The organism is Lujinxingia vulgaris, from assembly GCF_007997005.1.
Taxonomy (GTDB): domain Bacteria; phylum Myxococcota_A; class Bradymonadia; order Bradymonadales; family Bradymonadaceae; genus Lujinxingia.
This window is the reverse complement of sequence record NZ_VOSL01000022.1, coordinates 1-14,440: the sequence shown is the minus strand read 5'-3', so window position 1 is coordinate 14,440 and position 14,440 is coordinate 1. Positions and strand designations below refer to the sequence as shown.

9 protein-coding genes and 1 riboswitch are annotated in these 14,440 nt (G+C 64.0%); of the genes, 3 read left to right on the top strand and 6 right to left on the bottom strand.

Features of this window, described 5'->3' with window-relative positions:
• Positions 1-83: 83 nt before the first annotated feature.
• Complete coding sequence (locus FRC96_RS04915) at positions 84-1,544, top strand: RHS repeat-associated core domain-containing protein (protein WP_146973347.1); 1,461 nt, start codon at positions 84-86, stop codon at positions 1,542-1,544.
• 104 nt (positions 1,545-1,648) lie between these two features.
• Here the strand turns inward: FRC96_RS04915 and FRC96_RS04910 are convergent, their stop codons facing one another.
• Positions 1,649-3,097, bottom strand: coding sequence for a flavin-containing monooxygenase (locus tag FRC96_RS04910; protein ID WP_146973345.1), 1,449 nt, complete (start codon positions 3,095-3,097; stop codon positions 1,649-1,651).
• Positions 3,098-3,292: 195 nt separating this feature from the next.
• Positions 3,293-5,791, bottom strand: a complete 2,499-nt coding sequence (locus tag FRC96_RS04905) for a hypothetical protein (protein ID WP_146973343.1) — start codon at positions 5,789-5,791, stop codon at positions 3,293-3,295.
• A gap of 649 nt (positions 5,792-6,440) precedes the next feature.
• On the opposite strand from FRC96_RS04905, the gene FRC96_RS04900 reads away from it, so the two are divergent.
• Entirely contained in the window at positions 6,441-7,034 is a 594-nt protein-coding gene (locus FRC96_RS04900) for a DUF2231 domain-containing protein (protein ID WP_146973341.1), read from the top strand.
• A gap of 265 nt (positions 7,035-7,299) precedes the next feature.
• On the opposite strand, the gene FRC96_RS04895 is transcribed toward FRC96_RS04900, so the two are convergent.
• The 3 genes from FRC96_RS04895 to FRC96_RS04885 form a co-directional block, all read right to left on the bottom strand.
• Entirely contained in the window at positions 7,300-8,340 is a 1,041-nt protein-coding gene (locus FRC96_RS04895) for a cytochrome d ubiquinol oxidase subunit II (protein WP_230469892.1), read from the bottom strand.
• Between the two features lie 9 nt (positions 8,341-8,349).
• The gene (locus FRC96_RS04890) at positions 8,350-9,738 is read right to left on the bottom strand and encodes a cytochrome ubiquinol oxidase subunit I (RefSeq protein WP_146973340.1); all 1,389 of its coding nucleotides are present in this window, start codon (positions 9,736-9,738) and stop codon (positions 8,350-8,352) included.
• A 455-nt stretch (positions 9,739-10,193) separates the two neighbouring features.
• Positions 10,194-11,117 (bottom strand): hypothetical protein, encoded by a 924-nt coding sequence (locus tag FRC96_RS04885; protein WP_146973338.1) that lies wholly within the window; start codon positions 11,115-11,117, stop codon positions 10,194-10,196.
• A gap of 644 nt (positions 11,118-11,761) precedes the next feature.
• Positions 11,762-11,863: riboswitch (TPP riboswitch) on the top strand.
• Positions 11,864-11,937: 74 nt separating this feature from the next.
• Between FRC96_RS04885 and tenA the strand changes: the two genes are divergently transcribed.
• Entirely contained in the window at positions 11,938-12,633 is a 696-nt protein-coding gene (tenA, locus tag FRC96_RS04880; protein WP_146973336.1) for a thiaminase II, read from the top strand.
• Between the two features lie 322 nt (positions 12,634-12,955).
• Here tenA and FRC96_RS04875 read toward each other — a convergent pair.
• Positions 12,956-14,440 (bottom strand): PPC domain-containing protein (locus FRC96_RS04875; RefSeq protein ID WP_230469891.1); only part of this gene is annotated, 1,485 nt, incomplete at its 5' end.

The window sequence follows — 14,440 nt, the reverse complement described above, 5'->3', positions numbered from 1 at the left end:
AGTTGCTTTCAGTTAAAGTCTTTTGTAAGATTATGATGGAGTGGAGTTAACTTTAATAGCGGTGGAACCAACTGTTTGAGACGATGCGGTCGATTGAGAGTCGGGGGACGGGGTTGGGCATCGAGCCCGGGGATTTTGCGTATCTTGCGGAAGCGACGTGGGGGAGCTTTTCGGCGGATTCGCTGTTGCGGCGTTTTGAGTATGACCCGCTCTACCGGTTGACGCGTGCGACGGGGCGAGAGCGTAAGGGGGTGGAGCCGATATTCTGGGGGAATCAGGTTCCGGGTGGGTCGAGTGTGGAGGAGGCGCGGCCTTACATCGAGCATTACAGCTATGACAAAACCGGCGGGATGGTGGAGAAGACCCACGAGTACGCGCTCGATGCGGCGAACGGGGTGGCGCAGTGGAAGCGGACCTATCAGACCGACGCCGCCTCCAACCGCCTGGTCGCGATGGGGCTTGGCGGCGAGTCGCGGGGGTATGTGTACGATGGGGGTGGGAATCTGGTGCAGGAAAATAGCGAGCGCCACTATGAGTGGGACCACGCCGGGAAGTTGCGGGCGTTTCGGGTGCAGGCGGCGGGGAGTCCGGCGTCGAGCTACGGAGCGTATGGGTATGATGGGGCGGGGCAGCGTGTACAAAAAGTCTCGATTCGCGGCGGGGTGGCGCATGCGACGGTGGTTGTCGACGGGATCTTTGAGCACCATCAGATCCTCGATGGGACTTCAATGCCGGCGCAGGCCAACGAGCTGCACGTGATGGACGATGCATCAAAGGTGGCGAGCCGACGCGTGGGGCCGGATATTTTCAACGCGCAGAAGCCGGCGGTGCTCTATGAGCTGGGCGACCACCTGGGCTCGTCGAGCGTGGTGGTCAGTGAGACGGGCGGGCTTATCAGCCGGGAGGAGTATCGGCCTTATGGGGAGTCGTCGTTCGGGTCGTATGCGAAGAAGCGTTTTCGTTTTACGGGAAAGGAGCGCGACGAAGAATCCGGCCTCTACTACCACGGCGCGCGCTACTACTCGCCGTGGCTCTGCCGGTGGACAGCGCCGGACCCGGCGGGGATGGTGGATGGGGTGAATGTATATGCGTATGTGCGGGGGAATCCGGTGCGGTTTGTGGATCCGGGGGGGATGCAATCGACGGATAGGACTCCCGCCAGTGTCCGACCGAGAGATGGGCATCGAGCAGCAATCATGCGGGTTTGCCGTAATTTTCGGTTGGCGAAACCGCTTTACAGTTCGAGATCGAGGCAGGACATGACCCACGTATCCAACAAACTTCACGCTGCCGTGGAGATCATCTTCTGGGCGGACACGCGGACCGGGATGCTTGAGGCGTTGCAGGCGGCCGCCGAGCCCCTCCTGGCGTTGCGGGCGGAAGAGTTTGGGGACGAGGCGTCCCGAAGCGAGCTTCGCTACGTCCAGGAGATTGTGGAGGAGTACAGGGGTGTTGAGGGGTTTTACTCCTCAGATGTGCGGAATGAGGTGCGGGAGGCGTTGGCGATGGTGCTCGCGCTCTATCGCCGGGAGTCGTTGCATTGAGTTTGAATCTGCGACGCTCAAGGTGATGTGAGGCGCATAGAATATGGGTCAAACGCGATGTGCGCTGAGTGAGTGGCGAGCTTGCGAGGTCTGCGTAAGACGCATCACTCGAAGATCAGCGCATCATCGGCAATGGGGGCGAAGCGAAACAACACACTGTCCAAAATGTAGTTTTGATAAAGGCGCCAGGGCAGGCGCTCGCCCTGGTTGGGGAGCTCGTCGAGGGCGCGTTGGATGTAGCCGGAGTTGAAGTCGATGAGGGGGCGGTCGGCGGTGGTGTCTTCGGGGAGGCGCGGGGTGACGATGCGGAGGTGGTGCTGGTCCATGTGGTGGAGGAGGCGGCAGGTCCACTGGCTGATGAGCTCGCATTTGAGGGTCCAGGAGGCGTTGGTGTAGCCGACGGACATCACGGCGTTGGGCACGTTGCTGAGCATGGCGCCTTTGTACATCGTCTCCTGGCCGGGGTGGACGGGCTTGCCGTCGACTTCGAGGGTGGTGCCGCCGGCGACCATGACGTCGAGGCCGGTGGCGCTGACGATGAGGTCGGCGTCGAGGTGGTGACCGGAGCGAAGTGTGATTCCGGTCTCGGTGAAGGTCTCGATGTGGTCGGTGACGATGGAGGCGCTGCCGTCGCGGAGCGCGTCGAAGAGGTCGTTGTCGGGGACGAAGCAGACGCGTTGGTCCCAGGGGTCATAGGTGGGGTTGAAGTGGGCATCCACGTCGACGACATCGCCGATGGTGTTGCGGACCTGTTTGGTGATGAAGGCGCGGGCCTTTGAGGGCATGCGGCGAGCGAATTGGTAGAAGAGCATGAGGCGGAGGATGTTCTTCCAGCGGGTCATGCCGGCACCGAGGGATTTGCCGAAGATGCGGGTCATGGATTGGGAAAGCGCGTCTTCTTCGGGCATCGACATCACGTAGCTCGGGGAGCGTTGCAGCATGGTGACGTGCGCGGCGCGCCTGGCCATCGACGGGACAAGGGTGACGGCGGTGGCGCCGCTGCCGATGACGACGACTTTTTTGCCGGCGTAGTCGATGTCGTCGGTCCAGAGTTGTGGGTGAATCAGTTCGCCGCGGAAGCGCTGGGCGCCGGGGTAGTCGGGCATGTGGCCGTGTTCGTAGCGATAATAGCCGGTGCAGAACCATAAGAAGTTGCAGGTGTGGACGTGCTCCGCGCCGGTCTCCGGGTGTCGGGAGGTGACGGTCCAGCGGGCGTCATCGGAGGACCAGCGTGCGTGTTCGACGTGGTGGTTGTGGCGGATCTTGCGGTCGAGGCCGGTCTCTCGGGCGGTGTCGTGGAGGTAGCTCAGGATGGAGGGGCCGTCGGCGATGGCTTGAGGGTTGGGCCAGGGTCGAAAGGAGAAGCCGAGGGTGTGCATGTCGGAGTCGGAGCGGACGCCGGGGTAGCGGAAGAGGTCCCAGGTGCCGCCGAGGGAAGCGCGGCCTTCGAGGATGGCGAAGGACTTCTGGGGGCACTCGGTCTGGAGGTAGTAGCCGGCGCAGATGCCGGAGAGGCCGGCGCCGATGATGAGGACGTCGAGGTGTGTGGACATGGTCGGTGCCGGGCGGGAGGTTGCGGGGTGTGGGGGGAAGTGTAGCGCAGGCGTGGGGGATGCGCGATGGGCCGACCGAGAGATGGGGGAGGTTCTTTGTTTATGGGGGTGAGGGGGCCGCCTGGGGGCGGACCGGGAGATGGACATGAGTCAGTGATTGTGCGGTATCCCGGTCATGGATGCCTGATACTGGCGTTAGTCGCTGTGGCAGAGGACATCGACTGTGACGCTGTCGACCAAGCCGACCTCGATAATTTCGACGGTGCTCACCCGGGGCCCCTGGTCTTCGGGGAAGTTGAAAGTCGCGCTGTAGTTGAGGGTGCAGCCGGAGTCCCATGAGCAGAGTTGCTGAACCGTCTGAACGCCTTCGACCCGGGCGCGCACGGTCACGTCGCGGAAGAGGTGGGTGGTGGGTGGGCCCCAGTCAAGGTTCCAGCGGGAGATGCCGCCGAGCACGGGGCTAGCGGGGCTGACGTGAACTTCGACTTCAGCGCGGGGCTCGTCGCCGTTTAAGTTTGAGATCGTCTGGGTGCAATCGAGGCCCCGGCCTGCCGGCACGATGTAGGGGAAGGAGACACCGCAGTCGACGTTGCCGGGGGTGTTTCCGGCGTGCGTGGACACGCTCTCAATGAGGGCGTCAAACTCGGTGGGGTTGGTGATGTAGACGGGCCCCTGGGCGATGTGGTTGTGGTCGATGTGGTCCTGGCCTGTGATCTCAGCGTGGTAGTCGACCTGCGCAGATTGTCCGGGTTCAAGCGCAATCAGCTCAGGGCTCGCCGATGCGTGGATGTTCCAGGTGTAGGTGCGTGTGTATCCGGTCAATGGTGCGCTCTGGATGCGGAGTTCGCCCTGAGGGGCTGCATCCATGCAGATGACATCGACGCGGGCCTCGGCGCGCTGGCCGGTCGCCGGGAGGTAGGCGGAGTCGACATGGGCGCCTTCGTCGAAGGGGCAGGAGAAGGTGCGGCTGTACTCGAAGATGCAAGGATGCGGCCAGTGGCAGGGCTCGTCGAGAACTTCGAAGCCGTTGAGGGTGGCGCGCACCTGGACGGTCTCCAGAGGTTCTGCGGGGCGATCGTCGTAGGCGATTGTGCCCTGATCGATGACGCCGCCGACGGGGCTTGTGGGAGTGACCTCGACGCGGGTCTCGGCCGCCGTCTCGGTGGGGTCGATGTTGGGGATCATAAAGGTGCAGATGTGGTTTGCGCCGGCGGTGATGGTGAGGGGAAGCGACGCGTCGCAATCGGCCAGCGCCCCGCGCTCACCCACGCTTACAGTAACGCTCGCCACGTCGGCGTCGAGGTCTGTGAGGTTGAGTATGCGCACGCTGCCTTCGGCGAGGTGGTACGACTCACCTGTGTCTTGGGGGGAGACCTCGATGGTGTAGTTGACGTCGCCGGAGGCGTTTTGGGCAAGTTCCAGACGTTGAGGGTCGGCGCGTTTTTCGATGTTCCAGATGTAGGGGCCGCGGAAGCTGGCTTCGGCGAAGGTTTGAACGAGGAGTTGGCCTTCGAGGTTGGTCTCGGCGCAGCGGACTTCCACCGGGGCGGTGGTGGTCTGTAAGGGCTCTGTGATGCGCGCTTCGCGTGCGTCGACGCCCTCGTCAAAAGGGCATGCGAAGGTGCGGGTGTATTCGAAGATGCAGGGCTGCTCGTCGAAGGTGCAGGACGCGCGAATGTCGTCACCGTCGCGGACAATGACACGGTCCAGGGTGTCGGGGGGAGGCACGCTGAGGAAGGTCGATTGGGCGGCGCTCGCGCCGCGGGTTGGGCTCTCGTCGCTGACGTCGACGGTGAGCCGGGCGTTGATGGTGCTTTCGTTGAGGGACTCATCCAGGCCGCTGACCCTGTAGGTGCACTCGAGGCCCGACTGAGGTTTTAAGAGGGAGGGGAAGTTCACGCCACAATCGAGAGCGCCGAGTCGCCCTTCGACGTCGATCGTGGCGCTCTCGATGTGGGCGGCGGCGTCGGTGGTGTTTGTGATGTAGGCGATGCCTTCGACGACGATCTCGCGGGGGCCGATGTGGGTGGCGCTGACGGTGACCTCATAGTCGACCTCACCGGATGCGTCGGGGTCGAGTTCCAGAAGTTGTGGGGAGGCCGTTTTTGCGATGTGCCAGTCGTAGGGGCCGACGGAGCGCGGGACGAGGGAGAATTGTACGTTCAGGGCGCGCTCGACGCAGATGGAGACGGCTTCGATGTCGGCCCAGGAGGCGCCATCGAGTGGGGCGTGGACGCCTTCGTCGGCGTCGACGGTGGGTCGGTAGGTGTAGAGGTTGCCGGCGTTGGTGCTCTGGATGAAGAGGGCGTCGATGGCGCGTGTGTTGAGGGAGCTCCAGGTCAGTGCCGGGCCTTCGGCGCTCTCGTAGTGCTCGAGGGCGATGTCGAGGAGCTCGGCGCAGACCTCCCCGTTTGCGAGGAAGTCCGAGGGTTGTGTGAAGGTATGTGCGCCAGCGTTGAGCCGGCCTAAGTCCAGGCGGCAGGCGACCCAGCGCTCGGATCGGGAGACGCCGAGGTCGACGCCGGCGTCGCGGCAGGTTGTGGAGTCGGTGGGGGCGTCGACCGGGGCTGGCGTTGCGTGAAGTGACTCGGCACGTCGGTTGTCGGGGGCGTCGAGAGATGGCGAGCAGCCACCGCATAAAAGCATTGTGGTCAGTAGCGCGAGCGCAAGTGTGGTGTGCGTCGGCATCGTCATGAGACTCCCCCAAATTTTGCAGAACGAACGCGTTTGCGAGGTTCGGTGTGCGGCGAGCGGTGCGTTGTGTGGAGCCGTCGGTGAAAAACGGCTCCGGGTTTATAAACGTAGTGTCGATGAGGGTGGTGTCGATGAGGGGAGAACTTGGGGGCGAAGGGGCGCGACGCGAGGGCAGGGGGCGACGGCTCGACCGGGCGAGGGCCCGACCGAGAGACGGGCGAGGTTGTGTGTTTATGCGGGTAAGGGGCCGACCGAGAGACGGACGAGGTGCTGAGTTTGTGCCGGTTTGGGCCGACCGAGAGAAGGGCACAGGTTTGTGAGGAGAGGGCGGGTGGGGGGCTTGGTGTCGTGGCTGCGTGAGGACGAGTTGCGTCGGATCGGGAGGCTGAGAAGGATGCGGAATTGTGCGTGATGGTGCCGACCGAGAGATGGACAATGTTGAGTGATTGTGCGGGAATGAGGCCACGATCGTGTCGGACCGAGAGACGGACATCGGGCAGTGATTGTGCGGCGTTTGGATTCCGGGTGCGCGAGATGCCGTGGTTGTTGGGCGTGCGTCGTGGAGTCGACAGTCCCGGTCCTGCAGCGACCTTTTAGGGAGAAGCGCGTGGCGAGTGAGGTTTGCCATTCACCTTTGAAGGGAGCTCTTATGACGACTCGACTTCATGTGTTGCATCCGATGCTGGTTCATATGCCTCTGGCGCTGATGCCGGTGGCGGTGGGGGCCGACGTGCTGGGGAGGTTCAGTGGTCGGCGCGGTCTCTGTGAGTTGGGGCGGCGTTCGATGTGGCTAGCGGCCGCAGGCGCGGTGGTCTCGAGTCTATCGGGGCTTGTGGCTCAGGAGGCCGTTGACCTGGAGGGGGATGAGGCACGTGCGAAGCTGACGACGCATCGCAACCTCAACCTCGGGCTGACGGCGGCAGCGGTGATGATGGCCGGGTGGCGGGGGAAGATGAAGGCGCCGAGCGCGGGGTATCTGCTCAGCGGGCTGGGAGGGTTGGTGGGTCTCTTTTATACCGCCTGGTTGGGTGGGGAACTGGTGTATCGGCACGGTGCCGGCGTGGAGCGAGCGGGAGGCGTGCGTAAGGAGAAGTCGCCGGAGCTTCTCACTAAGAATGCTCGCCGGGTGATGGAGGCGGGGCGAGCGAACATCAAGGAGGGGGCGAAACACACCGTGGAGGAGTTTCAGGAGGGCGAGGTCGCGCCGAGCTTGCGGTGGAACACGCCGATGCCTCCGTCATGAGGGGGGGACGGTGTTGTGACAAGGCAGTCGCGGGGGCCGACCGAGAGATGGACGAGGTTGAGTGTTTATGCGGGTGTGAGACGGTTGTCTTCGCGTCGCAGGACGCTGTGATGTGACCGACCGAGAGATGGGCGAGGTGCAGTGATTATGCGCTTGAGTGGCCGACCGAGAGACGGACAAAATATAGTGATTATGCGGTTGAGAGGCCGACCGAGAGATGGACGAAGTTGAGTGGTGGTGTGGGGTTTGCCGGTGGTGCGAGCGGTTAGGGTGTCTCATCGGGTGAGGGGCTCTCGAGGGGGGAGGTGTGGCGAGGTTTGAAGATTTTGTAGAGGTAGGCGAAGGCGGGGAGGAGGAGGAGGCTTCCGAGGGCCAGGGCGATGAGGACGGGGCGTAGGACGGCGGTCTCGGCGGCGGCGTCGGCGATGCGGATGTCGGGGTAGACGAGGTAGGGGAACTGCGCGAGCGCCCAGCCCAGGAGGATGAGGGCGACCTGGGTGGCGGCGGCTGCGCGGGCGAGGTGAAAGCGGCGCGTCCAGAGGGCGGCGATGGAGGCGAGGGCTGCCAGGGCGGTGAGGAGTTGGAAGGGGATGGACCAGCGGGCGGCGGTGAGGCCGGTCCAGATGAGGGGGGCGTCGCGCATCGCGAGCAGGATGGCGGCGAAGGCGCAGGCGCCGGTGGCCAGCGCGCTGTAGAGGGCGCGGCGGCGGAAGTCGTCTTTGAGGGCGTCGCCGTGGGCCTCAACGGTCATGTAGACGGCGGCCAGGAAGGCGCAGAGCGCGAGCGTGAGGGCGCCGATGGCGAAGGGAAAGGGTTGGAGCCACTCGGAGATGAAGTTGGTGTCGATGACGCCGGACGGCAGGCGTCGGATGTTGCCGGAGGCGATGGCGCCGGCGCAGATGCCCAGGAGTACGGGGGTGATGATGCTGGCGATGGCGAAGACGCGGGCAGAGCGTCGTTCCAGGCGGTGGGCGCCGGCGGCGTAGGATTGGAAGGCGAAGGCCGAGCCGCGCAGGACGATGCCCAGGAGCATCAGCGTCAGGGGGATGTGCAGGGCGGTCATGATGGCGGAGAAGGCCGGAGGAAAGCAGACGAAGAGGAGCACCACCACGAGGATGAGCCAGACGTGGTTGGCCTCCCAGATGGGGGCGATGGCCTCGGTGAGGGCGCGTCGCTGGTCATCTTTGCGTTCACCGGAGGCGAAGAGGTACCAGATGCCGCCGCCGAAATCGGCTCCGCCGGTGAGGAGGTAGACGATGAGCGCGAGGACGATGATGGCGGCCACGATCATGGGGAGTTCGAGCATGGTGGCACCTTAGTCGGAGTCGGCGAGGGGGGTGTCGGAGGCATCGGTTGGAGGGGCCTCGGAGGCAGGCGGAGCGGCGTCTTTAAGGGCCTGGAGGGTGGCTGTGTCGGGGCTCTGGAAGACGTGGCGCCAGAGCAGGTAGACGACGATGATGGAGAGGATGACGTAGAGGATGGAGAAGACGGTGAAGGGGACGACGAGGTTGGTCATGGGGGTGACGGCGTCGGCGGTGCGCATGTAGCCCTGGATGACCCAGGGTTGGCGGCCGACTTCGGTGACGACCCAGCCGGCTTCGATGGCGATGATGCCCATCGGGGCGGTGAGGACGAGGAGCCAGAGGTACCAGCGGGCGGTGAAGAGGCGGCGTTTTCGCCAGCTTAAAACGACGCCAAGCAGGCTGATGGCGAGCATCCACATTCCGAGCGCGACCATGATCTGGAAGGCGATGTGCACGATGGCGACGGGGGGCCATTCGTCGCGGGGGAAGTCATTGAGGCCGCGCACTTCGGCGTCGAAGTCGCCGTAGGCCAGAAAGCTCAGGGCGCCGGGGATTTCGATGGCGTAGGGGGTTTGGCCTGTCTCTTCGTCGGGGAGGCCGAAGATGCGCAGCGGGGCGCGGGTCTCGGTGTCGAAGTGGCCTTCCATCGCGGCGAGTTTGACGGGTTGATTCTCGGCGGTGGCTTTGGCGAGGAGGTCGCCCATCAGGGGTTGTGCCAGGGCGGTGATGGCGGCGATGGGGAGGGCGATGGCGATGGCGTGGCGGTGGAAGGTGTTGCGGTGATCGCGCAGGAGCATGGCGGCGTGGATGCCGGCGACGGCGAAGGCGACGGACTGAAACGCGGCGATGACCATGTGGGCGCATTGGGTGAACCACATCGGGTTGAACATGGCTTCCCAGGGGCGAATGTTTACGAACTGGCCGTCGATGAAGTCGAAGCCGGTGGGGGCGTTCATCCAGGCGTTGGCGGTGACCACGAAGATGCCCGAGGCGGTGCCACTTAAGAGGACCATCAGGCCTGCGAGCCAGTGGGCGCGGGGGCTGACGCGCTCCCAGCCGTAGAGGTAGATGCCCAGGAAGATGGCTTCGAGAAAGAAGGCGAAGCCTTCCAGGGAGAAGGGCATACCGACGAGGGGGCCGGCGTGTTCCATGAATGTGGGCCAGAGCAGGCCGAGTTCAAAGGAGAGGACGGTGCCGCTGACGGCGCCGACGGCGAAGATGATGGCGGTGCCGCGGGCCCAGCGTTTTGCGAGCTCGCGAAAGACGGGGTCGCCTGTGCGGAGCCAGCGGGCCTCGGCGATGATCATGAGCAGGGGCATGGCCATGCCGACGACGGCGAAGATGATGTGAAAGGCCAGCGACATCGCCATCTGGCTGCGTGCAGCGAGGAGATCTTCCATGGGCTTGGGTCCCCGGGGAGGAGTCAGCGGTTGTGGGGGGAGGGTAGGCACGGAGGTGGTGGAGAGTAGGGGGAGGAGGGTCGTATCGCCCCTGTTTTCCGCGCTTTTCGACCGACCGAGAGACCGATATAAGACCGACCGAGAGAAGGGCGAGTGGGGCGAATTTTGGGGGTGATCGCGTAGGTGAGGGGGAGTTTTTTGGGGGGAAGGGGCAGTTTGGAGAGCGCCGTAGGGGACATTCGGGTGGCAGGTCGCTGAAGGGGGCGAGATGGCGGGCGTGCGTCGCGAAAAAGGTCAAAATGAAGCGTGTGTGGCACGTTGCCCGGTTGAATTCAGCGAGTGGCGTTCCTGCGGTGCGATGGGGCGGACAGAGATGGGCATCTCCGCGTCATTGTTGGGTATTAAGCGGTTCTCTGCCGGGGGCGTCGCGTTCAGGTTGTGGGTATGCAGCCTGGTTACATTGTGCAGGCCAGCCCGGCCTCGGTCGGGTCGTGGGCTTGACAGGTGACGGGGGCGTTGTGGCGAAGCCAGAGGGTGCCGCAGGGGAAGACGACGCGTTTATGGCCGTTGAGCCAGCGTTCGCGCTGGCGGGCGTACTCGCTGCGGAAGGCGCGCTCTCGGGCGATCGCGGCGACCATGGTTTGGGGGTTTTTGGTGGCGAAGCGGGGGCTGAGGGTGCCGGTTGGCGATGGCGAGTCGGGGCGGCTAAAGGGGTCCAGGTTGACCAGGTCATTGAGGCATTTTACTCGTCGCTTCTCGCGAGCGCGGGCGGCGATGAGGGCGTCTTCGGCTTGCTTGAGCAGGCCTTCAAAGTGGGCTCGGACTTCCTCCAGGCTCATGTGGCCGTAGCCCGGCGGGGGCTGTGGGGTGAATTCGACGTATTCGGGAGAGCGGCGACCGAAGAAGACGTCGGGTTTGGGGACTCGGATGGTTTGGCCCCAATCTTTGGGCATGATTTTGAAGCCCGGCCATTGGTCGGCGCGCTCCACAAGGTCGGCGACCACGGGGTTGAGCCATGTGTAGAGAAGTTTGCGCTCCTCGGCGTCGCGATCGAGGAGGATGGTGTCGCAGTACTGGCGTCCGTCCCAGAAGTGGTCGCTGCGCTCGAGGTCTTTGTTTCGCGCGCGGGCGATGCCGCTCATCGCGTCGCGCATGAAGTGGCTGCGGCGGCCTTTGAGGTCGGTCAGGATGATGTGAAGATGGTTGGACATGACCATCGCGGCGTGAATCTCCACGTTGTTTTTCTGCGTGGAGCGGCCGAAGACGTACTCGGCGATGTCGTGCATCGTGGTGTCAGGGCGCATGAAGTGGTTTCGGTCGAAACAGCGGCGAGTGATCGCAACGACCTGACCTTCGATATGTCGACGAGGACGCGTCATATGGGAGTCTCCAGGTAGTACGCTGTGGGCGACCGTTGATGCTGCGTCTGCTGCGTTGAGAGTGCGCTGAGCTTGACGTACCGCCTGCGTTTTGTGCCTTGCCCGCGTCGCTCTCAACGTCGCAACCTTCGACAACAACGTGTGCTCACCGCGTCGTAAGCGTGATGTGTGCTGCCTGAGGTTGTTATCGAGTGGTGCGGAGCGACTTTGCGTGGGAGGGGGAGAATGGGGGTGTCGAAAGGAGGAGAGAGGGGGTGGTGATGGGGCGATCAGGCGCATGGTTGCGGGAGGTTGTCGGTCTCTCGGTCGGGACAAAACATGTGAAATTGTCGGGGGGAGGGGCGCGACCGTGAGCCCCGGGGGCGTGCTGTCGGGCGATTCAGAGAGGTGGAGGTGGGGAGTGTATCGGGGGCAGGAGGGCGGCGAATATCGGGGGATGTCGGGTCGGGGGGAGGCGGTGTGTTGCAGGGGGGAGAGTGGGCGTTGGAGCGCACGATTGGCGGAGGTTGCCGGTCTCTCGGTCGGGGCAAGGAGTGGGCGTCGGCAGGGGTGAAGAGGGTCAGGCGGGCGCGTGGTTGCGGGAGGTTGCCGGTCTCTCGGTCGGGGGGCTTGCGTTTGTGGTGGGAGGGTTTATGGTGGGCGCATCACCGAGCCAGGGGTGCCTGTTCCGTTGTGGAGGAGGCTGAGAAATACCCTCATGACCTGATCCGGTTCGTACCGGCGTAGGGAGGCTGTACATGAAAAAAACGATGTCCATCGACATGATGGCGGGGCGCCGCGTGCCTGGCTCTTCACTCACTTTTTTGTTGGAGGAGAAGCTATGAGCACACCTGCCTTTGATGTCCCGCCCTTTGCGAAGCGTTGCCTGGAGGCCGCGCGCGGCCAGTGGGGAGCGTCGTTTGAGCATCCCTTTGTGTTGGCGTTGGCCGAGGGGACGCTGGACGCGGAGAAGTTCAAGTTTTACCAGATGCAGGACGCCCGTTATCTGGAGGCCTTTGCCGATGCTGCGAGTTTGATCTCGACGCGTTGTGTGGCGCCTGTGGATAAGCTGTGGTTTGTGGACGCGGCGCGCATGGCGCTTGTGGTCGAGGGCGAGCTGCACGCGGGCTACGGGGAGAAGCTGGGGTATGGGCCGGAGGATATTGCGGCGATTGAGCTGACGCCGAACAACCGCGCCTACCAGGATCATATGATCTCGATGGCCACCCGGGGCACGCTGGTGGAGGCGGTTGGAGCGCTGACGCCCTGCCCCTGGCTGTACATCGCGCTGGGGCAGCATCTGCTGGAGCGGCTGGGGACCATTGAGGATGATCATCCCTACGCGAACTGGCTGCGGATGTACTCGGACCCCGGCTTTAACGAGTACATGAACGAGATTCTGGGCCGTCTTCAGCGATTTGCGGATGCGGCTGATGAGCCGGCGCGGGAGCGGGCGGTGCAGGCTTTTGTGACCAGCGTGCGTTACGAGTGGATGTTCTGGCAGCAGGCCTGGGAGCATCAGGAGTGGCCGGTCTGATCATTGAAATCGTGTCGTGCCGATGCGCGTCTGCGTGATACGCATCAGCCTTTAAGGAAGCTCCCTTCGGGGGGCTTCTTGTCGTTTGGGCGAGGTTTTCCGGGCTTTGGCCCGACCGAGAGACGGACAAGGGTGAGAGTTTCTGCGGCCTTTGACTGACCGGGAGACGGACGCGTTGGCGGCGCGAAGAGCGTTGATCGAGGTGCTTTTTTTGACGGGGGAGTGCGTGCCGCAGCGCCCTGGCGCGAACCCAAAAAAGGCCGCGCGGGTGCGCGGCCTCTTTCAGGTCGGAACGTTCAGATGTGTTGACTTTGGCGGTGGATCAGGGCGTGGCGCTGAAGCTTGTGCGCAGGTTGTATTTGCCCAGGTCGGAGCTGCTGTTGCCGAAGACCTCCAGCGTGTAGGTGCCCGGGAACAGCGTGAACTGGGTGAAACTTTCGCTGTAGGTTTGCAGCGAGGAGGTCGAGCGCAGGCGGGTGCCTGTTCCGCCGAGAAGCGCGACGTTGAGGTCACCCAGGGGGTAATGGGAGACCAGGGTGACGGTGAGGTCACCGGTCTCGGGGACCACGACTTCGTAGAAGTCGGAGTGGGAGGAGACGCTGGTGAGGTTGCGCGTGCCGCAGAGGATGCCATCGACGGAGTCGTCGGCGGCGATGGGAAGGGCGGTGGCGACCTCGTGGTTGGGGGCGAAGAGGTCATCGGCCGGGCAGCTCAGCTCCAGGTTGGCCGGGCAGCTGACTTCGGCGCGGAAGCCGTAGGTGTTGGTGTTACTTAAGAATCCGTCGACGCGAAGCAAGTAGGCACCGGAGCGGGTGGCGACATGGTTGACGACTTCCACGTCCCCGGTTGTGTAGCCGCGGTCCAGGTAGTTTGAGTTATCGGGCAGTGAGTTAGGGGCGTAGAGGTAAAGGTCGAGATCACCATCGGCGTTGATGAAGGAGATTTCAGCGTCGAGCGTGCAGCCTTCCTGGACGTAGATCTCGTACCAGTCTTCGGTTTCGGCCACGCAGAGGGCGGCGTCGAGGTAGGCCAGAGGGCCTTCGAGCGCATAGCTTGCCAGGTGGTCGCCGTTGGGCTCAAAGATGTCGTCGGTGGGGCAGCTCGGGGCGGCCGGGCAGCTGATGGCGTTGGCGGTGAGGGTGTAGGCGGTGGTGGCCATGTTGAAAGGCTCCACGCTGAGGACGTAGCGGCTGGTAGGCGCCGCGCCCGTGACCGCCTCGGGGTTGTTGATGGCAGCGGTGCTCTTGTCGAGGCGTACGTTCTGGGTGCTCAGCTCGAGGTCGATGTCCTGGCTGGACGAGAAGGTCGAGCCGGTGATGATGAGGTCGGCGTCGATGGAGCAACCGACCGCCGCTTCGATGGTGAAGTGATCGATGTCGCCGGAGCAAATCGCGGCGTCGTAGCCCACGCCCGGCGTCAACACGGTGGCCTCGGCGAAGGTGTCGTTGGGTTCGCCATTGTCGGAGTCGGTGCAGAGCGGGCCGCAGGCCGAGGTGTCGAAGTCGCAGGTGGTGGCGCAACCCAGGGTGCCCGGGGCGAAGCCGAGAGAGGTGCAGGATTCGCCACCCAGGTCAGTGCCGTCGCAGGACTCGGAGCCCTGGTTGACGGTGTCGTCGCCGCAGACGGGGTCAGTGGTGCAGGCGGAGGTGTCGAAGCCGCAGGAGGTGTTGCAGCCGAGGGTTCCGCCGTCAAAGCCTTGCGAGACGCAGGTTTCACCACCCAGGTCAGCGCCGTCGCAGGACTCGGAGCCCTGGTTGACGGTGTCGTCGCCGCAGACGGGGTCGATGGTGCATGCGGAGGTGTCGAA